The organism is Achromobacter ruhlandii, assembly GCF_902859695.1.
Taxonomy (GTDB): domain Bacteria; phylum Pseudomonadota; class Gammaproteobacteria; order Burkholderiales; family Burkholderiaceae_B; genus Achromobacter; species Achromobacter ruhlandii.
In genome coordinates this window covers 167,676-193,539 of record NZ_CADIJL010000009.1, presented here as the reverse complement: position 1 = coordinate 193,539, position 25,864 = coordinate 167,676, and the positions used below count along the sequence as shown (strand labels likewise).

At 69.4% G+C, this 25,864-nt stretch carries 20 protein-coding genes; 6 read left to right on the top strand and 14 right to left on the bottom strand.

Annotation, left to right across the window (positions count from 1 at the left end; translation table 11 throughout):
* Positions 1-15: 15 nt before the first annotated feature.
* A complete protein-coding gene (locus HV742_RS13940; protein ID WP_175145718.1) occupies positions 16-546 on the top strand; it encodes an OsmC family protein in 531 nt (176 codons plus the stop codon).
* Positions 547-583: 37 nt separating this feature from the next.
* Here HV742_RS13940 and HV742_RS13935 read toward each other — a convergent pair whose 3' ends face one another.
* Positions 584-1,426 carry a LysR family transcriptional regulator gene (locus tag HV742_RS13935; RefSeq protein WP_175145717.1) on the bottom strand — a complete coding sequence of 281 codons (843 nt, stop codon included), beginning with the start codon at positions 1,424-1,426 and terminating at the stop codon, positions 584-586.
* A 108-nt stretch (positions 1,427-1,534) separates the two neighbouring features.
* On the opposite strand from HV742_RS13935, the gene HV742_RS13930 reads away from it, so the two are divergent.
* Entirely contained in the window at positions 1,535-2,521 is a 987-nt protein-coding gene (locus tag HV742_RS13930) for a bile acid:sodium symporter family protein (RefSeq protein WP_068979967.1), read from the top strand.
* Positions 2,522-2,569: 48 nt separating this feature from the next.
* Here the strand turns inward: HV742_RS13930 and HV742_RS13925 are convergent, their stop codons facing one another.
* Together HV742_RS13925 and HV742_RS13920 are read right to left on the bottom strand one after the other, a co-directional pair.
* Positions 2,570-2,956, bottom strand: a complete 387-nt coding sequence (locus tag HV742_RS13925) for a Rieske (2Fe-2S) protein (protein ID WP_063584143.1) — start codon at positions 2,954-2,956, stop codon at positions 2,570-2,572.
* A 51-nt stretch (positions 2,957-3,007) separates the two neighbouring features.
* Positions 3,008-4,810, bottom strand: coding sequence for an ABCB family ABC transporter ATP-binding protein/permease (locus HV742_RS13920; protein ID WP_175145716.1), 1,803 nt, complete (start codon positions 4,808-4,810; stop codon positions 3,008-3,010).
* A 295-nt stretch (positions 4,811-5,105) separates the two neighbouring features.
* Here HV742_RS13920 and HV742_RS13915 point away from each other — a divergent pair, with 295 nt between their 5' ends.
* Positions 5,106-5,933: an aldo/keto reductase gene (locus HV742_RS13915; RefSeq protein ID WP_175145715.1), complete on the top strand. Its 828-nt coding sequence runs from the start codon at positions 5,106-5,108 to the stop codon at positions 5,931-5,933.
* 72 nt (positions 5,934-6,005) lie between these two features.
* Here the strand turns inward: HV742_RS13915 and HV742_RS13910 are convergent, their stop codons facing one another.
* A complete protein-coding gene (locus HV742_RS13910) occupies positions 6,006-6,203 on the bottom strand; it encodes a hypothetical protein (RefSeq protein ID WP_100509165.1) in 198 nt (65 codons plus the stop codon).
* On the bottom strand, positions 6,200-7,375 hold the full coding sequence (locus tag HV742_RS13905) for a PepSY-associated TM helix domain-containing protein (protein ID WP_049074948.1): 1,176 nt from the start codon (positions 7,373-7,375) through the stop codon (positions 6,200-6,202). Before HV742_RS13905 ends, HV742_RS13910 begins: the two co-directional genes overlap by 4 nt.
* A 188-nt stretch (positions 7,376-7,563) precedes the next feature.
* Here HV742_RS13905 and HV742_RS13900 point away from each other — a divergent pair, with 188 nt between their 5' ends.
* Entirely contained in the window at positions 7,564-8,283 is a 720-nt protein-coding gene (locus tag HV742_RS13900; RefSeq protein ID WP_175145714.1) for a metallophosphoesterase, read from the top strand.
* Between the two features lie 31 nt (positions 8,284-8,314).
* Here the strand turns inward: HV742_RS13900 and HV742_RS13895 are convergent, their stop codons facing one another.
* The 5 genes from HV742_RS13895 to HV742_RS13875 form a co-directional block, all read right to left on the bottom strand.
* Positions 8,315-10,798 (bottom strand): TonB-dependent siderophore receptor, encoded by a 2,484-nt coding sequence (locus HV742_RS13895; RefSeq protein ID WP_175145713.1) that lies wholly within the window; start codon positions 10,796-10,798, stop codon positions 8,315-8,317.
* 143 nt (positions 10,799-10,941) lie between these two features.
* Positions 10,942-11,940: a FecR domain-containing protein gene (locus HV742_RS13890; RefSeq protein WP_254601127.1), complete on the bottom strand. Its 999-nt coding sequence runs from the start codon at positions 11,938-11,940 to the stop codon at positions 10,942-10,944.
* Complete coding sequence (locus HV742_RS13885) at positions 11,927-12,442, bottom strand: sigma-70 family RNA polymerase sigma factor (RefSeq protein WP_049074942.1); 516 nt, start codon at positions 12,440-12,442, stop codon at positions 11,927-11,929. Before HV742_RS13885 ends, HV742_RS13890 begins: the two co-directional genes overlap by 14 nt.
* Positions 12,443-12,560: 118 nt before the next feature.
* Positions 12,561-15,260: a penicillin-binding protein 1A gene (locus HV742_RS13880; RefSeq protein ID WP_175145712.1), complete on the bottom strand. Its 2,700-nt coding sequence runs from the start codon at positions 15,258-15,260 to the stop codon at positions 12,561-12,563.
* A 215-nt stretch (positions 15,261-15,475) separates the two neighbouring features.
* The gene (locus tag HV742_RS13875; RefSeq protein WP_049074937.1) at positions 15,476-16,282 is read right to left on the bottom strand and encodes an AraC family transcriptional regulator; all 807 of its coding nucleotides are present in this window, start codon (positions 16,280-16,282) and stop codon (positions 15,476-15,478) included.
* Positions 16,283-16,444: 162 nt separating this feature from the next.
* Here HV742_RS13875 and HV742_RS13870 point away from each other — a divergent pair, with 162 nt between their 5' ends.
* Positions 16,445-17,692 (top strand): MFS transporter, encoded by a 1,248-nt coding sequence (locus HV742_RS13870; RefSeq protein WP_049074934.1) that lies wholly within the window; start codon positions 16,445-16,447, stop codon positions 17,690-17,692.
* Between the two features lie 68 nt (positions 17,693-17,760).
* Here HV742_RS13870 and pgaD read toward each other — a convergent pair whose 3' ends face one another.
* From pgaD to pgaA, 4 genes are read right to left on the bottom strand one after another with little or no spacing between them, the layout of a single operon-like run.
* The gene (gene pgaD, locus HV742_RS13865) at positions 17,761-18,207 is read right to left on the bottom strand and encodes a poly-beta-1,6-N-acetyl-D-glucosamine biosynthesis protein PgaD (RefSeq protein WP_049074933.1); all 447 of its coding nucleotides are present in this window, start codon (positions 18,205-18,207) and stop codon (positions 17,761-17,763) included.
* Positions 18,204-19,541 (bottom strand): poly-beta-1,6-N-acetyl-D-glucosamine synthase, encoded by a 1,338-nt coding sequence (gene pgaC, locus HV742_RS13860; protein ID WP_049074931.1) that lies wholly within the window; start codon positions 19,539-19,541, stop codon positions 18,204-18,206. Before pgaC ends, pgaD begins: the two co-directional genes overlap by 4 nt.
* Positions 19,538-21,571 (bottom strand): poly-beta-1,6-N-acetyl-D-glucosamine N-deacetylase PgaB, encoded by a 2,034-nt coding sequence (pgaB, locus tag HV742_RS13855; protein ID WP_175145711.1) that lies wholly within the window; start codon positions 21,569-21,571, stop codon positions 19,538-19,540. Before pgaB ends, pgaC begins: the two co-directional genes overlap by 4 nt.
* Positions 21,572-21,578: 7 nt before the next feature.
* Complete coding sequence (gene pgaA, locus HV742_RS13850) at positions 21,579-24,101, bottom strand: poly-beta-1,6 N-acetyl-D-glucosamine export porin PgaA (protein WP_254601125.1); 2,523 nt, start codon at positions 24,099-24,101, stop codon at positions 21,579-21,581.
* 546 nt (positions 24,102-24,647) lie between these two features.
* Between pgaA and HV742_RS13845 the strand changes: the two genes are divergently transcribed.
* Positions 24,648-25,862, top strand: a complete 1,215-nt coding sequence (locus HV742_RS13845) for a GGDEF domain-containing protein (RefSeq protein WP_049074927.1) — start codon at positions 24,648-24,650, stop codon at positions 25,860-25,862.
* Positions 25,863-25,864 lie beyond the last annotated feature (2 nt).

The following is a 25,864-nucleotide window of genomic DNA, read 5'->3' as shown; positions in this document are numbered from 1 at the left end:
AAGCGAGGCAGGCAAATGAGTACCTTGAACGAATACCTGGGCCAGAAGCGCGAGGCGGTGCGGGCGCGCAATGCGCGCGATCCGCGTACCGTGACACCGGTGAAGCTGCGCGCGCATGTCAGCGCGGAGGGCCGCAGCGGGGTGCGTCGCATCCGCATCCGCGACCACCAGGTGGTGAGCGACAGCCCGGCGGATTTCGCCGGCTACGACCTGGGACCGAGTTCGCCGGAACTGCTGCTGGGGTCGCTGGGCAGCTGCCTGACGCACATCTTCCTGATCAAGGCGGCAGAGCTGGAACTGCCGCTGGACGCGCTGGAGGTGGAGATCGAAGGCGACCTGGATCCGCGCGGCGGCAAACCGGGTTACGAGAAGGTGCCGTTCTTTCCGCACAATATCCGCTACACCGCGCACATCGTGTCGCCGGCCGACGAGGGGGCGGTACGTGCCGTGCATGAGGCGGTGGAGCAGTGGTGCCCGATCCTGAACCTGCTCAAGCAGCCGCAGCCGCTGGAAGGCAGCGTGCGGCACACGCGGCCGGCAGCGTGAACCATCGACGCGCTCGCCGGCCCGGTCGGGCGGAGGCTCAGGTCAGCGAACTGCGCATCAGGATCTCGGTCAGCGCCCGGGTCGGCTTGTTGGGGGCGGGCGCCGAGATGACGATGAACTCCACCTGCGGCAGCGCCGGCAGGGCCAGGGCGCCGGCCGGCGCCGCCAGGCCGGCGGTGGACAGGTGCGAGGGCTGCACGGTGATGCCCAGGCCGGCGCGGGCGGCCGCCTGGCAGCCGGCATAGCTGGTGCTGGTACAGACGATCTGCCAGCCGCGGCCGGCGCGCGCCAGCGCATCCAGCGCCAGGCCGCGGGTGACGCTGGGCTCGCGCAGCAGGATCAGCGGCAGCGGCGCCTCGGGCGCCAGGCGCAGGCCTTCGCGGGCGCGCCACAGCAACGCTTCCTTGTGCAGGGTCTGGCCGCGGCGGTCGCCGCGACGGCGCTTGCCGATCATGACGTCCAGGCCGTTGTCGTCCAGCAGTCGGTAGAGGTCGCTGGTGACGCCGATGGTGATGTCCAGCTCCACTTCGGGATGCGCCTGTCGGAACGCGGCCAGCACGTCGGGCAGTGGCCCCATCGCCAGGTCGTCGGAGGTGCCGAGCCGCACGCGGCCGCGCAACCGTGGGGCGTCGAACAGGCGCTCGGCGCGCTCGTGCGCATCGATGATGATCTCGGCATGCACCAAGAGGCTGCGGCCGTCGCTGGTCAGGGCCAGCGAATGGGTGTCGCGCAGGAACAGGCGGCGGTCCAGCGCCAGCTCCAGCTGGCGGATGTGTTCGCTGACCGTGGGCTGGGTCAGGCCGAGGCGGCGCGCCGCCTCGCTGAAGCTGGGCGCGCCCGCGGCGGTGGCGAAGGTCTTGAGCCAGAGCGGATTGAGCATGGCGGCCTGCCTATAGGAAATTCCGATAGCAGTTACAGTAACCAGTGGCCTTCACGATAGCAAGCAGCGCGCCTATAGTTTCCGCAACCTTCCCGGAAACCTCCCGCCATGCGCCGCTTCCTGCCCGACCCGTTCACCCTCATCCTGATCGCCACCGTGGCGTTCGCCAGCTTTTTCCCCGCGGTGGGCAAGGGCGCGTCCTTCATGATGGTGGCCAGCAACGTGGCGATTTCGCTGCTGTTCTTCCTGCACGGCGCGCGCCTGTCGACGGACGCGATCGTGGCCGGGGTCAAGGACGTGCGGCTGCATGCGCTGATCCTGGGCTGCACCTTCATCCTGTTCCCGGCGCTGGGGCTGGCGCTGCGGGCCGTGTTTCCCGGGCTGCTGACGCCGTCGCTGTGGCTGGGCGTGATCTTCGTGTGCACGCTGTCCTCCACGGTGCAGTCGTCGATCGCCTTCACCTCGATGGCGCGCGGCAACGTGCCGGGCGCCATTTGCGCGGCGACCGCGTCCAACCTGCTGGGCACGGTGCTGACGCCGCTGCTGGTGGCGGTGCTGCTGCATCGCCAGGGCGGCGGTCACGGCCTGGCCGATGCCGGCCGCATCCTGCTGCAGCTGCTGCTGCCGTTCGCGGTGGGCAGCCTGCTGCGGCCGTGGATCGGCGCCTGGGCGCAGCGCAACAGCCGCGTCCTGTCGAAAGTGGACCGCAGTTCGATCCTGCTGGCAGTCTATACCGCGTTCAGCGAAGCGGTGGCGCAGGGCATCTGGCACGCGTTCCCGGCGATCGACCTGGCGACCATGGTGCTGGTCAATGCGTTGCTGCTGGGGGCGGTGCTGCTGATCACGACGTGGGGCAGCCGCAGGCTCGGGCTGTCCAAGGAGAACGAGATCACGCTGGTGTTCTGCGGCTCGAAGAAGTCGCTGGCGTCCGGCATTCCGCTGGCGACGGTGCTGTTCGGCACCTCGCAGATGGGCATTGTGGTGCTGCCGCTGATGATCTTCCACCAGATGCAGCTGATGGTTTGCGCGGTGCTGGCGCGCCGCTACGCCGATCGCGCCGAACCGGCGCAGGCGGCCGAACCGGCCCGCGCCTGACGCCGCGCCGGTCCGCGCCTGAGGCCGCGCCGGCCCGCGCCTGACGGGTCAGCCGCCGCTGGCGAGCGGCTGGATCTTGCCGCTGGGCTGCCAGTAGACGGCGCCGTCGCGCTCCTGCACCGTCAGCACCGTGAGGCGGCCGTTCTTACAGGGGCCGCCCACGCACAGGCCGGTGTCGGGCTGATAGGTGGCGCCGTGGCGGGCGCACATGATCAGGTCGCCGGCGCGCGTGAAGAAGCTGCCTTCCCAATCGAGTTCGACGCCCACGTGGGCGCAGCGATTCAGATAGCCATGGACCCGGTCCTGGTAACGCACGAAGAACGCCGTGGTCTGCCCCGCGCTGTCGGAGACCGGCACTTTGACGCCCAGTCCGCCATTGACCAGGTCGGTGGCGTCGCAGACGCGGACTTCGGGAGCGATACGGGAATCCTGCATGGAAGGCCTTGGAATCAAAGGGTGCGATCTTGGGTCAGGGGGCGGGGCTTGTCAATCGGCCGGCGCGGCGGTGTTTTCCTGCTGCCGCGCCCACATCGCGGCATACAGGCCGCCCGCGGTCAGCAAGTACGTGTGGCGGCCGCGTTCGGCGATGCGGCCATCCTCCAGCACGATGATCTCATCGGCATCGGCCACGGTGGACAGGCGGTGGGCGATGATGAGCGTGCTGCGGCCGCGGCTGACTTCGCGCAGGTTGGCCTGGATGTCGCGCTCGGTGCGGGTGTCGAGCGCGCTGGTGGCTTCGTCGAACAGGAAGATGGCCGGGTCCTTGAGCAGGGTGCGGGCGATGGCGACGCGCTGCTTTTCGCCGCCGGACAGCTTGAGGCCACGTTCGCCCACCATGGTCTGGTAGCCGTCGGGCATGGCCATGATCAGGTCGTGGATGTGCGCCAGCCGGGCGGCGTGCTCGATCTCGGCGTCGGTGGCGCCGGGACGGCCGTAGCCGATGTTGTAGCGGATGGTGTCGTTGAACAGCACGGTGTCCTGGGGCACCACGCCGATGGCGGCGCGCAGGCTGGCCTGGGTGACGTCGCGGATGTCCTGGCCGTCGACCAGGATGGCGCCGGCGTCGGCGTCGTAGAAGCGGAACAGCAGCCGCGCGATGGTGGACTTGCCCGCGCCCGAGGTGCCGACCACGGCCACGGTCTTGCCGGCCGGCAGCGTGAAGCTAACGCCCTTGAGGATGGGCCGGCGTTCGTCGTAGCCAAAGCGCACGTCGCGGAATTCGACCGCGCCGCCTTCCACGCGCAGCGGCTGCGCGCCGGGGCGGTCCGCCACTTCGCGGTCCTGTCCCAGCAGTTCGAACATGCGTTCCATGTCGATCATGGCCTGCTTGATTTCGCGGTAGATGAAGCCGAAGAAGCTGAGCGGCGAGTACAACTGCAGCAGGTAGGTGTTGACCAGCACGAAGTCGCCCAGGGTGTAGCGGCCCGCGGCGATGCCGCGCGCGGCCATCCACATCACCAGCGTGAGGCCGGCGGAGATGATGACGGCCTGGCCGACGTTGAGGATCGACAGGCTGACCTGGCTGCGCACGGCGGCGCGTTCGTAGCGGGTGAGCGAAGCGTCGTAGCGGCGCGCTTCGTGTTCCTCGTTGCCGAAGTATTTGACCGTTTCGTAGTTCAGCAGGCTTTCGATGGCCTTGGTGTTGGCCTCGGAGTCGGTTTCGTTCATGAGCCGGCGGAACTTGGCGCGCCATTCGGTGACGGCCAGCGTGTAGGCCATGTACAGGATCACCGTGGCGCCGGTGGCCAGCGCCAGCCAGGCGTCGAACATGCGCCACAGCACGATGCAGACCAGGCCGATCTCGAAGAAGGTCGGCAGGATGTTGAACAGCAGGAACGACAGCAGCGTCTGGATGCCCTTGGTGCCGCGCTCGATGGCGCGGGTCAGGCCGCCGGTCTGGCGCGTCAGGTGAAAGCGCAGCGCCAGGCCGTGCAGGTGGCGGAAGATGCGCAGGCCGACCGAGCGGATGGCGTGCTGGCCGACGCGGGCGAAGAGGGCGTCGCGCAGTTCCGAGAACAGCAGGGACAGGACCCGCGCGCCGCCATAGGCCAGGATCAGGCCCAGCGGCACCGTCACCGCGCCCGGCGCGCCTTCGCCCAGGGCGTCGATGGCGTGCTTGTACAGCACCGGCACGTACACGGTCGCCGCCTTGGCGGCGAACAGGCAAAGCAGGGCGGCCACCACGCGCGCCTTGAGGCCTGCCTGGCCGGGCGGCCAGAGGTACGGAAACAGGGTGCGCAGGGTGGCGAAGCCACCGCGTCCGGGCGTGCGGGGATCAGGTGCGGTCATGGGAGGCAAGAGCGGCTCAGGCAGGGGCGGGCCAGGGTTCCATTGGGGGGTGACGAGCCCCGAAAAGGCCCATTATCCGGCACCAGCGCTATGATCTGGTTGAAAACCCCTGGGATGGACGTATCACTCCCGGGGGTTTTCCATCCGGTTTTCGCATTGTTTTTTTCCATACGGGCGCAGCAGGGCGGGCCCGTCATCAACAGTAGGCCAGGGGTACGCCCGGCAACATCCCTGGCTGCGCGACCTGGCGCGATTTCGCCGCGCGAGCGTCGCGTCGCAAGCTTCGGAGGGTCTTATGGCGAAGGTACCCACAGTGAAACTGAACGACGGCGGCAAGATTCCGCAATTGGGCCTGGGCGTGTGGCAGGTGCCCGATGACCAGGCCGCGGCCAGCGTCAAGGAAGCGCTGGCGGCCGGCTACCGTTCGGTGGACACCGCCGCGATCTACGGCAACGAATCCGGCGTGGGCGCCGGGCTGCGCGCGGCGGGCGTGGCGCGCAAGGATCTGTTCATCACCACCAAGCTGTGGAACGACAGGCACGGGTTCGATGCCGCCCACCAGGCGATGGATGAAAGCCTGGAAAAGCTCGGCCTGGCCTACGTGGACCTGTATCTGATCCACTGGCCGGTGGCGGGCAGCGACAAGTTCGTGGACGCCTGGCGCGCCATGATCGAGATGAAGGAAGATGGCCGCGCGCGTTCGATCGGCGTGTCCAATTTCACCCAGGCCAACCTGGAACGGCTGATCGATGCCACCGGCGTCACGCCGGCGGTCAACCAGATCGAACTGCATCCGGGCTTCGCGCAGCGCGAGTTGCGCGCCTTTCACGACAGGCATGGCATCGCCACCGAGTCCTGGAGTCCGCTGGCGCAAGGCAAGATCACCCAGGACAAGACCATCCTGGAGCTGGCGCGCAAGCATGGCAAGTCGCCGGCGCAAGTGACGCTGCGCTGGCATCTGCAGCAGGGCCTGATCGTGATCCCCAAGTCGGTGACGCCGGCGCGCATCCGCGAGAACATCGACGTGTTCGATTTCGAGTTGTCGGGCGCGGAGATGGCGGCGATCGACGCCATCAAGGAAGGGCCCCGCCTGGGACCCGATCCGGAGAAGTTCGGCAAGTAGGACGGACGCGGGCGGCGGGCGCCGCCGGCGTGCCTGGGGCTTGCGCGAGGCGGATTCCCGTATCGACCGGCCCTACGCCTCGGATTGCCTGGGCGGGAAGAACCAGTAGCGCACGATGACCACCAGCAGAATGGTCAGCGCCGTCCACGAGGCCCAGTGCCAGGCGCCGGTGCCCAGCAGCGCCGCCAGCAGGCCGAAGATGCTGAGCACACCCAGGAGGATCGGCACGCCCCAGACGAACAGGAAGCCGCGCGGGGATTTCTTGCTCATGCGGGACTCCGTTGCGGGGTGGCGGCGGCCTGGTGCTTGCGCACCAGTTCGGCGATGCGGGCTTCGGTGGCGCGGCGCCGCGCCAGCCACAGGTAGAGGCCGCTGACCAGCACCACGATGGTGATCAGATCGAGCACGGCCCAGATGATCTTCAGGGGCAGACCGCCGTAGTCGCCGAAGTGCAGCGGACGCGACAATTCCAGCGCGGTCAGGTACCAGGGCATTTTCGCGATGGTGGTCAGCTCGCCGCTGCGGCCGTCGATCAGCACGGGCGTGTTCATCTTGGAGGTCAGGGGCGTGGCGCCGCGCATCCAGGTGATGTAGTGGTGCGGACTGCCGAAGGCGTTGCCGGGGAAGGCGATGAACGACACTTCGTTGCCGGGCAGGGCCTTGCGCGCGGTGTCCGCCGCGCTCTGGGCCGACGACAGTTCGGCCGGCACGCCCTGGCCCTTGTAGGGTTCGAGGATCCGCACCAGTTCGGTGGATTGCCACAGGCGGAACAGCGGCGTGGACAGTTCGTTGATGACGCCGGTCAGGCCCACCACGAAGGCCCACACCAGCGTCACGATGCCGAGCAGGTTGTGCAGGTCGAGCCATTTGAGGCGGGTGGAGCGGCCGGCGCGCACGGTGCCGAATTCCAGCTTCTTCATGAAGGGGCCGTACAGCACCACGCCGGAAACGATGGCGATGCAGAACAGCAGACCCATGAAACCCAGGAACAGCTCGCCCGGCAGGCTGGCGAACAGGTCGACGTGCAGGGACAGCATGATGCCCATGAAGGTGAAGCGGTCCTGGGTGTAGAGCGGGCCGTCGAGCAGCACGTCGCCGGTGCGGCCGTCCATGCGCACCGCGTGGCCGGAGACCTGGCCGTCGCCAGGCTTCTTGGCCATGCCGACGTAGACCTGGGGCTCGTCGGGATCGAAGAACAGGTAGTCGACCACTTCGCCCGGATACATGGACTTGGCGCGCTCGACCAGGGTGTCCAGATTGGCCGGCGGGGTCGAGGCGGGCACGTCCGACAAGGGCTTGGCATCGTCGAGCCAGTGCTCGATTTCGTGGTGGAACACCAGCGGCAGGCCGGTCAGGCAGATGATGAGCAGGAAGATCGTACAGACCAGACTGGTCCACTTGTGGACCAGGTACCAGGTTTTGATGGTGGAGGCGGCGGTCATGGCGACGGCGGGGCGGCTGGCGCGGCCCCCTTCAGGATGGATTTTGGGAAAGACGGAACATTATCACGAATAATAGCTATTCTCGTAACGCAATTTTGCGAATGCGCGTGTGAAAGCCAGGTGTAATCGGGGACGTATAAAAGCGGGTTAAAAAGAAACATGGGCCCGATTGGGCGGGCTGGATCATCATGCAGCAACGTTTTCTGAAAGTGCCGCGCAACGAGCTGGGCCGTGATTTCGCGGTGGGCGACGTGCACGGTTGTTTTACCCGCCTGCGGGACAGCCTGGGGCGGATGGGGTTCGACGCCAGCCGCGACCGGCTGTTTTCCGTGGGCGACCTGGTCGACCGGGGACCGGAGAGCGAGGCCGCGCTGGAGTGGCTGGCGCAGCCCTGGTTCTACGCGGTGCAGGGCAACCACGAGGACTATGCCGTGCGCCATGTGCGCACCGGGCAGGTGGACGTGGTGAACTGGCGCGGCTACGGCGGCGGCTGGTTCCTGGATCTGCCGGCCGACCGCCAGCAGGTCTATGCCGAAGCCTTCGACCAGTTGCCGATCGCGATCGAGGTGGAAACCGCGGCGGGCGCGGTCGGGTTGCTGCACGCCGACTGTCCGGTGCTGTTCTGGCCGCGCCTGGAATCGGCGCTGCAGGATCGCTACAAGCGCACCAGCGCTACCTGCCAGTGGTCACGCGAGCGGCTGCGGCAACTGGACCGCACCGGCGTGCTCGGGGTGCGCGCGGTGGTGGCGGGCCACACGCCGGTGGCCGCGCCGCTGGCGCTGGGCAACGTCTATCACATCGATACCGAGGGCTGGAAGGACGGCTACTTCACCTTCCTCGACCTGGCAACGCTGCAGGCCTGGCCGCGCGCGGTGGTGACCGAGCCGGATACGGAAGCGGTCCGCTGACGCGGGCCGCGCGCCCTCGATCCGGCCGCGCCTACCAGCGGTAGGTCGCGGTCGCCAGCACCGTGCGCTGATCGCCATAGCGGCAGGCGCCGGCGCTGCAATTGCTGAGATAGGTCTTGTTGCCCAGGTTGCGCACGTTCAGCGCCAGGTTCCAGCCCTGTACCTGGTAGCCGATCATCGCGTCGAACAGCGTGTAGCCCGGCAGCTTCTCCGCGGCCGACTCCTGGTAGCCCCAGTTCGGTCCGGTGTAGCGCGCGCCCAGGCCGATCTTGATGCCGGATGCGAAGCGGTAGTCGGTCCACAGCGCGATCTGGTTGCGCGACACCGCCTGCATCTGCTTGCCGACTTCGCTGGGCGTGCTGCTGGCCGTGACCTCGGCCTTGGGCGTGTACGTGTAGGCGGCTACCACGTTCATCTGCGGCAGCGGCCGGAACGCGGCCTCCAGCTCCAGGCCGCGCACCTGCACCTCGCCGGTCTGCTTGGGCAGGAACTCGGGCGTATAGGTGATGTAGTTGTGGCGCCGCAGGTCGAACACCGCCGCGCTGTAGCGGCTGCGCCCGCCGGGCGGCTCGTAACGGATGCCGAGTTCGTACTGGCGCCCGGTTTCCGGCCGCATCGGGCTGTTGGTCACCGGGTCGATGGTGGCGGTGGGCGAGAACGATTCGGCGTAGCTGAAGTACGGCGCGATGCCGCTCGGATGCAGGTAGACCAGGCCGGCGCGCTTGCTGAAATGGTGCTCGGAGATCTTGGTGCGGGAGCCGTCGATGTTGCTGTCCACGTCCGCGCTGGCCTTGTCGTAGCGGCCGCCGAGCGTGGCCACCCAGTTGCCCCATTTGATCTGGTCCTGCAGGTAGAAGCCGGTCTGGGCCAGCCGGGTGGTGGCGTCGAACCAGGGCGCGGCGGTCTCGACCGGGCTGCCGTAGGACGGCGAATAGCCGTCGATGGGCGCGACCACGCCGTCGTTGTAGGTGCGCTGGTAATTGCGCGAACGCTGGTAGTCCAGTCCGAACAGGAAGGTGTGGGTCCAGTCGCCCAGGGCGACCTTGGCCTGCGCCTGGTTGTCGATGGTGAAGAGCCGCGCGTTTTCCTGGCTGCCGAACGGGAACCGTTCCAGCAGGCGGAAGTTGGCGGGGTCGTCCGGGTTGGCGGGGTTGACCGTGGCGAAGCCGCCGCGCACGTAGACCTGGCGGTAATCGACGCTGGTGTAGCCGTAGCGCGTGTTCTGGCGCACGGTCCAGGTGTCGTTCAGGCGGTGTTCCAGCAGATAGCCGACCATCCACTGTTCCTGGTTGAAGCGGTCGAAGCCCGGTTCGCCCACATAGGTATTGCGCGAGAATTTCCCGTTCGGATTGGGCAGCTGCGTGCCGATCTCGGGAAAGCTGCCGTAGGAACTGCCGTCGCGCACCCGCAGATAGTGCGACAGCAGGGTCAGGGTGGTGTCGCTCGACGGCTTGAGGGTCAGCGCCGGCGCGATGAAGAACCGGTCGTTGGGCAGGCCGCTGGCGGGCAGCTCGGCGTCGCGCGCCAGGCCCGTGATGCGGTAGAGCACCTTGCCGTTGTCATCCAGCGGGCCCGAGAAGTCGCCGGCCACCTGGCGCCGCGAATGGTCGCCGACCTGCGCTTCCAGTTCGTGCAGGGGGTCGTCGGTGGGACGCTTGCTGACGACGTTGATCATGCCGCCCGCGCCGTTCTGGCCGTACAACACCGAGGTCGGGCCGCGCAGCACCTCGATGCGCTCGGCGCCGTAGACCTCGGTCTGCCAGACCGCCCAGCTGTTGTTGCGCAGCTGCAGGCCGTCCAGGTAGTAGCCCGGCGTCTGCGCGTCGAAGCCGCGGATGATGGTCCAGTCAAAGCGCGTGTCGGCGCCCCAGGGCAGGGTGTTGATGCCCGGGGTGTAGGCCAGGCTTTCCTTCAGGCGCGAGGCGCCGGTTTCGCGGATGAAGTCGGCGGTGACGACGGAGATCGACTGCGGCGTTTCGAGAATGCTGCTGTCGGTCTTGGTGCCGGTGGCGCTGCGGCTGGCCACATAGCCGTCCACCGGGCTCCAGGCCGTTTCGGGGCGGCCGGTGACGGTGACGGCCGGCAGCGTGGCGGGGCTGTCGGCGGTGGGCGCCGGACGCAGCGTATAGGCGCCGTTGGCGCCGCGCGCGACGCGCAGGCCCTTGCCCTGCAGCAGGGTGGCGAAGCCGTCCTGCACGGAATAGGCGCCATTCAGGCCGGGGCTGGTCTTGCCGCGGGTCAGGGCGCCGTCGGCCGACAGCTCGATCCCCGCCTCGCTGGCGTAGCGGGTCAGGGTCTGGTCCAGCGGACCGGATGGGATCTGGTAGGTGCGCACCGGTGTCTGCGCCCCGGCGGGCGCCGGCGCTACCTGGGCTGGCGCCGGCGAGGTGGCCAGGAGGGCGCCGCCCAGCGCCAGGCAGAGCGCGGCGCGGCGCGGGAGCAGGCGGGGGGCGGTGGGCCGCGCGGAGAGGGGCGCGGTGATGCGGAACGGAGAGGAAAGGTGGCGGCTCGCCATCGGGTCGATCCCAGAAAGTACGGAAGAAAGTGTTGCGACTGCTATGTCTTCCGGACGAGCGGGCGATTTCCTCAATGCCGCGCCAACAAAAACTGCAACAGGGGCCAGGGTTCGCGCGGGGCGCTTCTGGCGGTCGATGCGCCCTAGCGTGCCGCCCGGGGGCCGACGGTGACCCAATAGCGGCTGAACGTGTGGATGTCCACCGGCACGCCCAGCGTCAGGTTGTGCAGGGCGCGGTCGGTGTCGCGCAGGGGGAAGACCCCGGTGACGCGGAGCTCGGCGACGGCCGGGTCGCAGCGCAGGAAGCCGCTGCGGTAGCGGGCCAGCCGCGCGGTGAAGTCCGCCAGCCGCATGTCCTCGGCCAGCAGCACGCCGCGCGTCCAGGCGGCGTCGGCCTCGCGCGCCGCGGCGGGCGGTTCGGCGCGCTGCGGGTCGAAGCGCGTGCGCTCGCCCTCATGTACCCGCAGGACCGCCTGGGTGGCCGCGCCGGGATAGACGTCGACCGCGCCCTGGTAGACCGCCAGGTGCGCCTGTGGACCGGCATCGCGCAGGGTGAAGCGGGTGCCCAGCGCCTGCACCACGCCTTGCCGGCTCTGCACGCGCAACGGCCTGCCCTGGGCATCGACAGCGGTCGACACCAGGATTTCCCCGGCCAGCAGCAGGATGCGGCGCTCGTGGCGGTCGAAGCGCACGTCGATGGCCGAGCCGCTGTCGAGCACGACGCGGGAGCCATCGGCCAGGGTGATGTCGCGGATCTCGCCGACGGCGCTGCGGTGGTCGGCGGTCAGCATGCCCCAGCGCCCGCTTTCGCGCCAGAGCAGGGTAACCCCGGCGGTAGCGGCCGCCGCGATGCCCAGTGTCCGCAGCGCTTTGCGGCGCGCGGCATAGGCCTGCGGACGGGCGTCGAGCAGCACCGTGCGGGAGGCCGGCTCGGAGACCCCGGCCAGCTTGGCGTCCATGACCTGCAGGCGGCGCCAGGCGCGCAGGTGGTCGGGATGGGCGGCCAGCCAGGCGTCACAGGCCGCGCGGTCGGCCGCGCTGGCCTCGCCCGACCACAGCCGCGCCATCCAGGCCGAGGCGCGGCGCACGACCGCGGGATCGATCGCCGGCCCCTGGCCGGCGGCCGCGTCAGTGCGCGCCATCGTAGAGGGCCTGGTAGCACGCCAGCAGCGCCGCCGCGACGTACTTCTCGACCGAGGAAACGGACACGTGCAGCCGTTCGGCGATCTCGCGGTAGCTCAGGCCGTCGAGCTTGCACAGCAGCAGCGCCATGCGGGCCTTGGGCGGCAGCTTGTGCAGGATGGTGTCGACTTCGATCAGGGCCTCGACCGCCAGGGCGCGGACTTCCTCGGACGGCGCCAGCGCCACCGGCAGCGCGGCGATGGCCTCGAGGTAGGCGGCTTCGATGCCGCGGCGCCGATACAGGTCGATCAGCAGGCCGTTGGCGATCTGGGTCAGGTGGCGGCGGGACTGGTCCGGCTGCGGCGTGGCGCCGGAGGCCAGGATGCGGACGTAGGTGTCGTGCGCCAGATCGGCGGCGTCGAAGGCGTTGCCCAGCCGCTTGCGCAACCAGCCGCGCAGCCAGCCGTGGTGGTCACCGTAAAGCACTTCGATGGGCTGGGGGGAGGTCCCGGTCGCGGACATGATGGACTGGCGTGGCGTTGGCGCGGCGCATCCCATGATCCGGAATGCGAATTATTCCGGATCATAGTTGATCCGCGCGCGCGCCGGCAAGCCGGTCTTTCCCGGGCGGATCGGGGGGCTAGAGCGGCCGCGCGGCCAGCGGCCCGGTGCCGTTGACGGCGCTGGCGCTGGCGCGGGCCGGGATGTCGGCGTCGACGCGCGGCACCGGGATCGGCGGGATCGGGGTGTTGCCGCCGTCGCCGCCCGGGTTGCCCCCGGAACCGCCACCCAAGGCGCCGCCCAGCGTGCCGCTGCCCGCGGCCGGGATCGGAATCGGCTGCGCCACCGGCGCCTGCTGGCCCGGCGCCGGCTGCTGCTGCACGGGCGTCTGCTGCGGCGCGCCGGCCTGGGGCGTGGTGGCCGGCGGCAGCGTCGCGCCCGGCGCGGGCAGGGGCCGCCCCGAGTTGTCGACGCCGTCGGTGGAGCGGTTGTTGTTGAGGAAGTCGGTCAGCGGGTCGCCGCTGGACAGGTCGAGCGAGGCCACCGCCTGGCCCGGCGGGAATTCGTTGAAATAGTATTCGCCGTTGTCCACCAGCAGGCCGTCGGGACGCGGCGCCGGCTTGGCCTCGGGCACGCCCTTGAGCGCCGGCTGCATGTAGTCGAGCCAGGTGGTCAGGGCCAGGCCGCTGCCGAATTCGTTGGTGCCCAGCGACTTGGGTTGGTCAAAGCCCATCCAGACCGTGGTGGCCAGGGTGGGGGTGAAGCCGGAGAACCAGACGTCGACCGCTTCGTTGGTGGTGCCGGTCTTGCCGCCGATGTCGTTGCGCTTGAGCACCTGGTGCGCGCGCGCCGCGGTGCCGCTGGTGGTGACGCCGCGCAGGATGTCATCCATGACCCAGGCGGTGCGCGGGTCGATGGCGCGCGCGGCGGCGTCGCCCGCCACCACCGGCTGCGCCTGCATCAGCACGTTGCCCGAGCGGTCGGTGACCTTGGCGATCAGGTAGGGCGTGACGCGGTAGCCGCCGTTGGCGAACACGCTGTAGCCGTTGACCACCTGCAGCGGCGTGGCGCCGCCGGCGCCCAGGCCCAGCGGCAGCACCGCCGGCCAGCGCGCCTTGTCGAAGCCGAAACGGGTCAGGTAGTCCTGCGCGTACTGCGGGCCGATGGCCTGCAGGATGCGGATGGTGACCATGTTCTTGGACTTGTACAGGCCCTGGCGCAGCGTCAGCATCGGCTCGTAGCGGTTGCCGTCGTTCTTGGGCTGCCAGTCCTTGGAGCCGGTCTGCGCGGCGGTCAGCATGAAGGGCTGGTCGGAGATCTGCGTGGCGGGCGTCAGGCCGCGCTCCAGGGCGGCGGCGTAGACGAACGGTTTGATGTTCGAGCCCGGCTGGCGCCAGGCCTGCGTGACGCGGTTGAAGGTGCCGCGGTTGTAGTCGAAGCCGCCGATCATGGCGCGGATGGCGCCGTCCTGCGGCACCATCGACACCAGCGCCGCCTGCAGCGCCGGCATGTTGATGATTTCCCAGCCGTCGCCGTTCTTGTGGATGTAGACCACCGAGCCGCGCTGGATGCGCTGGCTGTCGCTGGCCTTGGGGTTGAGGGCGCGCGCCACCACGGCCAGCGCCTTCTTGTCGGAGATGGTGATGATGTCGCGCGCGCTGCGCGCCACGGTCACTTCCTGCGGGCTGGCGGCCAGCACCACGGCGGTGAGCAGGTCTTCGCTGTCGGGCGTCTTGTCCTGCACGCCGTCGAGGATGTCGTCGAATGCCGCGGCATCCTTTTCGACGCCGTCGGGCAGCTCGATCTGGTCTTCCGGCCCGGGGTAGGGCGCGCGGCGGGTGTAGTCCAGCACGCCGTCGCGCACGGCGCGGTAGGCGGCTTCCTGGTCCTTGGAATCGATCGTGGTGTAGACGTCGATGCCCTTGGAGTAGGTCTGCTCCTGGAACACGCCGTACATCAGCTGGCGCGCCAGTTCGGCCGGGTATTCGCCGTGGATGGCGAAGCCGCGCAGGCTGGCGCCGTCGGCGCCGCGGATCACCACGTGCTGCTTGAGGGCCTCTTCGGTCTGTTCCGGCGTCAGGTAGCCCAGCGTCTTCATGCGGCCCAGCACGTAGTGCTGGCGGATCTCGGCACGCGGGAAGTTGGTGATGGGGTTGAAGCGCGAAGGCGCCTTGGGAATGCCGGCCAGCATCGCGGCCTCGGCCGGCGTGACCTCGGACAGCGGCTTGCCGAGGTAGGTGCGCGAGGCGGCGGCGAAGCCGTAGGCGCGGTGGCCCAGGTAGATCTGGTTCATGTAGAGCTCGAGGATCTGGTCCTTGGTGAGCTCGGATTCAATCTTGTAGGTCAGCAGCAGTTCGTAGAACTTGCGCGAATAGGTCTTTTCGGACGACAGGTAGAAGTTGCGCGCCACCTGCATGGTGATCGTGCTGCCGCCCTGGGTCTTGGATTGCTTGACGAGGTTCACGAGCACGGCGCGCACCATGCCCATCCAGTCGACGCCGCCGTGCTGGTAGAAGCGGTCGTCCTCGGCCGCCAGCACCGCCTGGCGCATCACCGGCGGGATTTCGTCGAAGCGCAGCACGTTGCGGTGCTCTTCGCCGTATTCGCCGATCAGGACCTTGTCGGCGGTATAGATGCGCAGCGGCACCCGCGGCCGGTAGTCGGTCATGGCGTGCAGGTCCGGCAGGCTGGGCCAGGCGATCGCCAGCGCCAGGCCGACCAGCAGCGCCCCGCAGACGCCTAGGCCGGCGACGGCGACGCCGGCCTTGATCAGGAGTCGTTTCCAGGGAAAGCCCGATTTGCCGCCCGGGTTGGCGGAGGATTGCTGGGGGGTGCTCATTGCAGGCGATTCTAGGGCAGAACGCTATAGACCGGCGACCGCGCCGGAAGGTTTCAGTAACCAAACTTGCCCGCAGGGACGGTTCGGACCACGGACAAAGGATATAGGGACGGGTTTGAGCATACGCGCCGCGCGGGTTTCGCGTGGCGCCACACTGCAAGCGCGCGCTGAAATGTATTGCGCGCCGTGACAAACGGCAAGGCCGGTTGCAGATGTCATGCGGCCTGCGCCCGCAGATAGCGTTGCGGCGGCGCGCCCAGGGCGCGATGGAACATGGCGCTGAAGGCGCTGGCGCTGCGATAGCCCAGGTCGGCGGCGATGCGCGCCACCGGCTCGCCCAGCGACAGGCGGCAGACGGCGTCGGCCAGGCGCACCTGCTGCACCCATTGCCGATAATTCAGTCCCAGTTCAGCCTGGAACAGCCGGATCAGCGTGCGCGCGCTGGCGCCGACCTCGCTGCCCCAGTCCTCGATGCCGCGTTGCAGGCCGGGCCGGTCCAGGATCGCCTCGCAGACGATCTGCAGGCGGCGGTCGCGCGGCCAGGGAATCTGGATGGGCACCACGCGCGCGGCGGTCAGTTCGGACAGGATCAGCGCGGCGATCTGTTCGGCGCGGCCGCCCAGCGGATAGTCGATGGGCTCGGCGGTCAGGGCCAGGATCAGCTCGCGCAACAGGCCGCTGACCTCGATTACCTGGCACTGCGGCCAATACGCCCGCGCCGCGTCGGCCTGGATGTAGAGCGAGCGCATCGAGACTGCGCCGACCATGTCGACGCCGTGCGGCACGCCGGCCGGCACCCACAACGCGCGCAACGGCGGCAGCGCCCAGAAGCCGCTGGGCGTGGTGACGCGCATCACGCCCTCGATGGCGTAGATGAGCTGGGCGCGCGGATGCGAATGGGCGCCGGTGCGGGCGCCGGCGGGGAATTCCTTGGCCATCGCCGTCACCCCGCGAGGGCGGTGCTGGTAGTCCTGGGCGTCGATGCTGCGGGCCGGATCGAGGCGCGCGGGGCGGGTGGGCATGTTGTCACTTCCGACAAAGGGAGGAGGCCGGATTCATGGAGGAATACCGCTATTTTGTCACTTTGCCGACGAAAATTGTCAGCCGGGTGCGAGGCGTCCTTCCTACACTGGCAGGGTCCGGCGCCGCGCCGGGCTTTTCGTCATCCGACATCGCCTTTCGCCATGAACCCACCCCAGACCTCCGCCGCCGCGTTGCCCCCCGACGCCACGCCGCCCGCGCCGCGGCCCGCCGTTGCCGATCCCTCCACTGCGTTCGCGGTATTGGGCGCGATCAGCGTGGCGCACCTGATGAACGACATGATCCAGTCGATCCTGTTGGCCATCTATCCGATGCTGAAGGATTCGTTCAGCCTGTCGTTCGCGCAGATCGGCCTGATCACGCTGGTGTATCAGCTGGCCGCGTCGCTGCTGCAGCCGTTCATCGGCTTCTACACCGACCGCAATCCCAAGCCGTATTCGCTGCCGGTGGGCATGGGCTTCACGCTGGCGGGGCTGTTGTTGCTGTCGGTGGCGCCGTCGTTCGGCTGGCTGCTGGTGGCGGCGGTGCTGGTGGGCACGGGCTCGTCGGTGTTCCACCCCGAGTCGTCGCGGGTGGCGCGCATGGCCTCGGGCGGGCGCCACGGGCTGGCGCAGTCGCTGTTCCAGGTGGGCGGCAACGTCGGCTCGGCGCTGGGGCCGCTGCTGGCGGCGCTGTTCATCATTCCGCACGGCCAGCGCAGCGTGGCCTGGTTCTCGCTGGCGGCGCTGTTCGGCATCGTGGTGCTGACCGGCATCGGCCGCTGGTACAGCGCCAACCGCGTGCGCCTGAAGCCGCGCGCCCGGCGCGAGGGCAGCGGCCACGGCCTGACGCGCAACCAGGTGCTGGGCGCGCTGGGCGTGCTGGGCCTGCTGGTGTTCTCGAAGTACTTCTACCTGGCCAGCCTGAACAGCTATTTCACCTTCTACCTGATCGACAAGTTCGCGCTGTCGGTGCGCGAGGCGCAGCTTTACCTGTTCCTGTTCCTGGCCGCGGTGGCGGTGGGCACGGTGGTGGGCGGGCCGGTGGGCGACCGCATCGGCCGCAAGATCGTGATCTGGGTGTCGATCCTGGGCGTGGCGCCGTTCACGCTGCTGCTGCCGCACGCCAACCTGTTCTGGACCGGCGTGCTGGTGGTGATCATCGGCGTGGTGCTGGCGTCGGCGTTTTCGGCCATCGTGGTGTACGCGCAGGAACTGGTGCCGGGCAAGGTCGGCATGATCGCCGGCCTGTTCTTCGGCTTTGCCTTCGGCATGGGCGGGCTGGGCGCGGCGGCGCTGGGCAAGCTGGCCGATGCCACCAGCATCGGCTATGTGTACCAGGTGTGCGCCTATCTGCCGCTGCTGGGCGTCGTGGCGGTGCTGCTGCCGGACGTGGAGCGCAAGCGCGCCTGAAGGCGGGGTGCCTGGCGCCGCGTGACGGCCCGTGACGGCCGCCTGCGGGGTCTGGTCGATATGCGCCCTCAGGCCGCCGGCACGGCGGCCAGGCGCGGACGGGCGGCCTCGATGGCCTGGATCTCGCCGTCGCCGCCGTGATGGATGATGGCGACGCGCGCGGCGCGCAATTGGGCAAGTTGGCGCGGCGTGACCGCGAAGCTCAGCGCCAGCCGGTGATCGTCCAGCGGCGCGATGGGCTGGCGCCGGTCCTTGCCGCCGAAGCGCAGGTGGTTGTAGGCCGCCCACAACACCAGCACCGCCGCATTCAGCAGCGCCAGCACGGCGTAGCTGCCGAGCGTCTGCAGCGTGGGCAGGAAGGTCGGCCAGAGCGGCGCCTGCGGCCCGCTGGCCGCGCCGCGCAGGATGGCGACGATGCCGGCGCCGAACAGGTAGACGAAGGCGAACCAGCCGACCGCGGTCAGCAGCAGGTCGAACAGATAGCCCGCGCGCGAGCGTTTGGTCGTGATGATCATGATGCGTCCGGTGATTTGATGCCGCGGTCGGGGCTGGTCCAGCGCGCGCGCTCGGCCTGCTTGCGCAGCATGACTTTGGGGAAACTGACCAGGGTGGTGAGCAGGCTCACCATCCAGTAGGCCAGCGGATACCAGATGACCCAGTAGAGCGCGCGCCACAGGCCCGGCTCGTAGCGGCGGTCGATCAGGATGCTGATGGCGAACTGCAGCAGGCACACCACCGCCAGCATCATGCCGGTGAAGGCGGGCGGCATCAGGCTGGCGATGTGCATGTTGTTGGGCAGCGTCACGACCTGGCTGATGAGCCACAGCAGCACCGAGACGCCGAAGGCGAAGGCCCAGGCGGTCGACAGGCAGAACTCCAGCATCAGCGGCCACAGGCGGCGGTGGCGCCAGTTCCAGATCGAGCGCAGGTTCTTCAGGAATACTTCGGCGCCGCCCTGGGCCCAGCGCAGGCGCTGCTTCCAGATGCCGCGCAGCGTCTCGGGCATTAGGATCCAGCACAGGCCGCGCGGTTCGTAGAAGATCGACCAGTGGTCGCGCTGCAGCTTCCAGCTGATGTCGATGTCTTCGGTGATCATGTCCAGGCTCCAGTAACCGACCCGGTCGAGCGCGGCGCGCCGGAAAGCGGCCACCACGCCAGAGACGGTGAAGACCTGGCCGTAGATGCGCTGGGTGCGCTTGATCAGGCCGATGATGGAGGAGAACTCGCCCACCTGGACGCGGCCGATCAGGGTCGAGCGGGTGCGGATGCGCGGGTTGCCGGTGACCGCGCCCACGCGCGGGTTGTCGATCAGCGGCGCCACCAGGTAGGCGGCGGCGTCCGGATCGAGCACCGCGTCGCCGTCGATGCAGACCAGGTATTCGCTGCGCGCGGCCAGCGCGCCCATGCGCAGCGCCATGGCCTTGCCCTGGTTCTGCGCCAGGTGCACCACGCGCAGGCGCGGATGCTGTTCGGCCAGGCGGTCCAGCATCGGCCCGGTGGCGTCGCTGGAGCCGTCGTTGATGGCGATGACCTCGATGTTCGGATAGCGCTGGTTGAGCGCCGCCAGCAGGGTCTCTTCGCCGTTGTCGGCCTCGTTGTAGCAGGGCACCAGGATCGACACCAGCGGATCGCCGGCCAGCGCCGGCGGCGCCGATCCGGGGCCCCATTGCCAGCGCCGTTCCCAATGCCACCAGAAGTACAGGCCGCCGGCCATCCACATGCCGGACATGAACAGCGGGTAGAAGAAGACGAAGCCCAGCAGCGCCTGGCCGGTCAGCATCATGGTGAAGCCGAACGGCGCGCCCAGCACCGCCAGCAGGATAATCAGGGCAATCAGACGGTCGATCATCGGAGGGGATACCAGGCTTCGGAGATGGCGGGCCGGATGCCTTGCAACCGGGGCTGGTCTTGCGAGAAATCGTCGGGGTAGTAGCCGAAGCTGCGCGCGCCGCGCAGTTGCAGGCGTTGCATCCAGCCGGCCAATACCGCGGTGTCGACGGGCGTGGCCTCGGGACGGCCGGGGCCGCTGCGCCAGTCGCGCGCCTGCAGCTCGAACACGGTCCGGTCGAGCGCGCCGGGGCGCCGCGCCACGGCGTCGACCAGCCTGTCGAGCCAGGCGTTTTCCTGGCCTTTGGGCACGTTCTCCATCAGCGGCATGGCCATGGGCGCGGTCCAGTCGTAGGCGCCCAGGAAGTCGTCCAGGTTCTGCGCGAACCAGGTCTCCGATTGCGGCTCCAGGATCGGCATGGCGAAGATGTTGCGGGCGGTCTTGATCTGCGGGCCGCGCACGGCGCGCACGCGGTCGGTCAGCTCGGCGGTGAAGTCGACCAGGGCGCGGCTCTTGAAGCGCGTCCAGCGTTGCAGCGTCTCCGGGTCGGCGCGCAGCTGGCCGATGTCGCCGGGCAGGCCGGCGGCGCGGTAGGCCGCCAGCGCGCCGGGGCTGGCGTCCTCGAAGTCGGACAGCACGGCGTCGTCGTGGAACAGGATGCCGTCGAAGATGGCGTGGCGCGCCAGGTCCTCGTACAGGTCGCCGATGCGGGCGCGCGCGGTGGCGTCGAACGGCGACAGGCGGCGGTACTGGTCCGGATCGGGCCGCGCCTCGGCCTGGCCGGGCTGCCAGCGCGTGACGCGCGGGATCGAGGCGTCCAGGTCATAGGCCAGCACCGGCATCCAGGCGTACACCATGACGTTGGCGCGGTTGTGCAGCTGCCAGGCGGCGCGGTTGAACAGGTCGGCGCGCACCGGCAGCCAGCGGTTGGGGAAGTACACCGAGCGCACCAGGCCGTCGCCGGTGGGGTCGGAATACGCCTGCAGGAACACGGTGTTGATCTGCATGTCCAGGATGCGTTGCACCAGCTCGCCCAGGTTGCGGTCGGTCTGCGCCGGATCCGGGTCGTAGACGTAGTCCAGGTCGACGTGGGCCACGCGCATGAAGGGCGTGGCCTCCATGCCCACCACGCTGTTGGCGAACGGCCTGAGCGCCGGGTCGCTGGCCAGCAGCAGGCGCGGCGTGGACATCAGGCGGCCGAGGCGGCCGGGGCCGTCTTCCAGCGTCAGCGCCAGCTGGTAGCCGTTTTCCGCGGCGATGCGCAGCGTGCTGCCGCCCTCGGCGCCGTAGGGCCAGACCCAGACGCGCGGCTTTTTGCCGGTGACCTGTTCGATCTTGCGGCTGATGGCGCGCACGTCGCCGCCCATGCGGGCCTCGAATTGCGCCTCGGTCTCATAGCGGCCGGTCTTGGCGTCGTAGGCGCGGATCGCGGCGGCCGGCTCGGTGTTGCCCTGCGGGTTGGCCAGCGCGCCGTAGTGCGAGGCGTCGGTGTGGGCGGCGATCTCGACCAGCCCGGATTGCGAGATGGCGCGCACTTCGTCCCAGTTCAGGAAGCGCTGGCGCGGCTCGGGGCTGCCGCCGAAGTCGACGCGCTTGTCGGCCGGGGTGTCCATCCAGGTGCCCACCGGCGCCAGCAACGCCGGCCAGCGGTAGGCCTTCAGGATCGGCAGCACGCGGGTGTAGAAGCTGCGGTAGCCGTCATCGAACGACAGCAGCACGGCGCGCTCGGGCAGCGGCTTGCCGCCCTGGCGCGCGGCCAGGATCTGGTCGACCGAAACGGCCTGGTAGCCGTTCTCGCGCAGCCAGGCCAGCTGGTCGACGAGGCGATCGGTGCGCACGCTGAGAAAGCCCTGGTCAGGGTCGTCGTCTTCGACGTCGTGGTACGCCAGGGCCAGGAAATTCCCGGGCACCCAGGGTTTTTCGGCGGCCGCCACGGGCCGTTCGGACGGCGGCGTGTAGACCGGGATGTCCTTGGCGCAGGCGGTCAGCGCCAGGATGGCCAGCAGCAGCAGGGCCGCCAGCAGGAGTCGGGTGGGTAGCTTGAGCAACATGGCGGTCTCAGAAGCGGTAGGCAAGGTCGAACACGATGCGCAGTTCGCGCTCGCGCTGGCCGTCGTACGGGCGGCTGATGCCGGTGACCATCGCGCCCATGTCCAGCACGTCGTTGGCGCGGTAGCGCTGGCCATAGCCCAGGGCGATGACGCCGCCGGTGCCGTAGCCCTGCTGGGTGTAGCTGCCGGCGCCGACGGTGCCGATCTGTTCCCAGGCGGTTTCGTAGCGGCGGTACAGCGTGTGGGTCAGGCGCGCGCCGGGCAGCGCCATCAGGTCCGAGCGCGGGTTGTAGTAGGGCGCGCCGTCGCGGCTGTTGCGCTGGGTCGACAGGTCCAGCGTCAGATCGGCCTTCAGGTGCGGCGCGGTGTAGACGCGCTCGCGCCCGTCCAGCCCCAGTTCCCAGCGCTGGTTGCCGTCGGAAAAGCGCGACGGCGACAGCGACAGGGTCCATTCGCGCCGCTCGTTGGCGCGCCAGCGCACGAAGCCGGTCAGGCGGTTGGCGGTGATGTCGTTGGTCAAGGCCCGCAGCGGGGTCTCGCGCGACAGCAGCTCGCCCGAGCCGCCCACCTGCCAGTGATCGTCGATGTCATAGGCGGCCGACAGGCGCAGGCCCGGTTTGACGCCGTGGCCGTAGCTGTGGGTCGAGACTTCGCCTTCGACCGTCAGGTCGCGGCCGCGCCATTCGACGCCGGTGCGCAGCCAGCGGTAGTTGCCGCGTCCTTCCTCGAAGTCGCCGGTGGCGTAGCCGCCGCCGCCGAAGGCGCGCCAGTTGTAGTCGATGGGCGGGGAATACAGCACCGCGTCGATGCCGAAGTCGCCATTGCCGTTGACCGGGCTGTCCGAGGCCAGGCCGCGGTAGCCGCTGATGCGCAGCTCGGCCTTGTTGTGGACTTCCCATTCGCGCGCCAGGCGGCGGCTGGTCAGGTTCTCGGGGGCGCGTTCCAGGGTGTCGGCGGACAGGGCCTCGGCCTGGCGCCATTCCTGCAGGTCCAGGGCGGTGAAGCCCTGGCCGTTTTCCACCGACAGCGCGCGCGGCGCCAGCGTTTCGGCCAGCTTCAGCTCGCGTTCGGAAGCGCGCGGCTGGTCGCGCCGCCGGTATACGGACGCCAAGTCGGCGCGCAGGGTGGAGTTGTTGGGCGCGTTGGCGACCATGCCGGCCAGCCGCTGCTCGGCGGCCACGGTGTCGTCGGCCTGCAGGCGCGCCGCGGCCACGGTCTGCTCGCTTTCCAGCTTGAGGTCGTTGGGATTGCGGGTGGCCTGGCCCTTGTAATACAGCCAGGGCGCGTAGCCCGAGCCGATGGCGTCGGTGACGGCGCCGGTCTGGTCGAATTGCTCGGCCTCGGCCAGCGCGTAGTACAGGCCAGTTTCGGTGCTGAGGCGGTCCTGCGCGTCATCATTGCGGAAGGCGTCATCCGCGCCGACCTGGCGATAGAGGTCGCGCGCCTTTTCGGGCTGGCGCAGGTAGAGGTAGGCCGAGGCCACGTCGTTGAGTGCGTAGCGCGGCACGGCCACGCCTTCGGCCCGCAGCGCTTCGTACTCCCGTACCACGTCGGTCATGCGCGCCCGCGCGTGCAGCGCGTGCAGGCGGTCGATGCGGGCGCGCCGCGCGTCGTCGCGGGCCGCATCCCCCAGGGCCTGCCAGGCGGGGATCAGTTCGTCGTAGCGCGCCAGCGCGCGGTCGGCGATGACAAAGCGCTCGGCCTCGCCGCGCGTGGGCATGGACGCCAGGCGCACCTGCTGGGCCAGGGCGTCGCCTTCCAGGCGCCGCAGTTGCCTGGCGTCGAACAGGTCCGGGTGCTGCCGCGCCAGTTCCAGCGCGGGCTGCGCCAGGCGGGCGCGGCCTAGCGCGTCGATGTACTCGCGTAGCACGTAGGGCGTGCCCGGCGCGATGGCGAGCGCCTTGTCGGCCTGGTGCAGCGCCTCGTAGGGCTGGCCCAGGCGCGCGTGGACATAGCCCAGGGCCAGGCGCGCGTCGACGTTGCGCGGCGCGCGCGCCACCCAGTCCTGGCCGGCGCGCCGGGCGGCTTCGGTCTGGCCGGCGTCGGCAAGCGTCATGATTTCGCCGGCCGCGAACGCGGATTGGCCCGGATGGCGGCGCAGGCCGGCGCGATACGCCGCCAGCGCTTCGGGCCAGCGGCGCAGGTCGCGGTAGGCGCGCGCCACGGCCAGCTGGATGTCGGCGCGCGGGGCGCTGGCCGCCGGCAGGGTTTCGTACGCGGCCACGGCTTCGGCGGGCCGGCCGGCCCAGCCGGCGATGACGATGTGGTCGTACACCGCCTGGCGGCCGGCCGCCGGCCCTTGCTGGCGCAGCATGGCCAGGGCCGGTTCGTAGTCGCCGGCGCGGGCGCGGGCGATCAGCGCGTCGTAGTCGGCGCCCGGGGCGGCCAGCGCCAGCGCCGGGGCAAGCAGGGCGCAGGCCGTCAGCGCCTGCAGTCTGGCGCCAGCTGCCCGCCGTCGCGGGGCTCCCGAGAAGGCGTGCGTCAGAGGGCGCTGCGCCATGCCCCTGGAGGGCGTTTTTCTTTTCAGCATCTGTAAGAACTTCCGCAGTTGCAACGAGGGCGCTCATGGCTCCGCCGGCCGGACGCGTGGGCGTCGCGTTGCCGAAGGCGCTGCGCGGGCGTGTGAACGCGCCGGCGGCGAAGGGGAGAGCGTTGGGTAGTGACTGCGCGGCGCCCGCTGCGGGGACCTTCGCACTCGCACGAGGGAGTGCATGGCTAGTACGCGCCACGCCCGTGGGGCGTGGTTGCGGCGCTTCTGGCGGCGCCGGCAACAGGCCGAACTTTATGGGTTTTTGGCGCATCCAACTGTCAATTAGTGCAAAGGAAGGGTTATGCGCCCGGGGCTTGGCGTATTCTTTGTTGCATATCGCACAACCGTCGTGGCGATATGGCCGGTATTGGGGATGCCCCGGTTCGGAACGTTTTGCGCGCGACGGAAATGGCCGGCGAGTCCGCCATGCAGGTAACAAAAAACGTCAAAAGTGCAGGTCTGTAACGTGTCCCCGACTCTGCATCCGGTGCAACAGATGTTCCACGCGACGGCGACGGCCCCACGAGGGCGCGAGCCGGCAACAACATGACGACTTCATTATTCTTTCTGGTGTGGGGCCTGGCGACGGCCCTGGCGCTGCCCTTGCTGCTGCCGTTTCACGCGCGCGGCGGCGTGCCGGGCATCCAGGCGTTCACCGCGGCCAACGCGCTGGCGGTGTTGTCGCTGCTGGCCTATGCCTCGTCCGAGATCATGCCGCCGGGCGCCTATGTGATGGTGTCCAACGCTGCCTGGCTGGCCGCCGTGAGCGCGGTGTACGTGGGCGTGCGGCAGTTCTTCGGCCTGCGGCCGCACGCCGTGCGCGCGGCCGCGTTGACCGTGATCGGCATTGCGGCCATGGCGCTGATGCTGTACGGCGTTGACAACCTGGTCGGCCGCATGACGCTGTTCTCCGCCTACACGGCCGTGCTGATGGCGGCCACCGCCGCCGTGGCGTATCGCGAGCGCAAGCGCATCCAGACGCCGGGGGTAATGCTCTATGTGCTGCTGTCGCTGTTCAGCCTGATCGCGCTGCACCTGTTGCGGGTCGGGGTCTACGGCGGCGGCTGGGTGCAGACTTCGTCGTTGCTGGACCCGGCGCCGTGGGGCCTGTTCTTCATCGTCTGTGGCTCGGTGACGGTGCCGGCCCTGTTCCTGGCGCTGCTGCTGTTGATCCAGACATCCCTGTCCGAACAGATGCAGGCCGCGCTGACCTTCGACAGCCTGACAGGCGCCCATTCGCGCCGCAGCATCCTGGACGAGCTGGAGCACGAACTGCGACGCTGCGCGCGTAGCCAGGGCCGGCTGGCGGTGCTGGTGCTGGACATCGACCATTTCAAGTCGATCAACGACCGCCACGGCCACGCCACCGGCGACATGGCGCTGCGCCACTTCGCGCAGGTGGTGCCCAAGGCCGTGCGCGCCAGCGACCGCTTTGGCCGCCTGGGCGGCGAGGAGTTCGTGCTGCTGATGTACGACTGTGACGCCGCCCGCGCGCTGGTGCAGGCGCAGCGGGTATGCGATGCCCTGCGCGATTCGCCGATGTATCTGCAGGGACAGGAATTGCGCATGACCGCCAGCGGCGGCGTGGCCACCTTCCAGCCGGGCGATACCGCCGATGGCATCCTGGCCCGCGCCGACCTGGCCTTGTACAAGGCCAAGGAGCTGGGACGCGACCGCGTTGAAATGGCCTGGAGCGGACGCGCGCCGGGCCGCCCGCAGGCGGCCCGGGAGGAGGCGGCCGACCTGGCGGCCGGGGCCTGAGC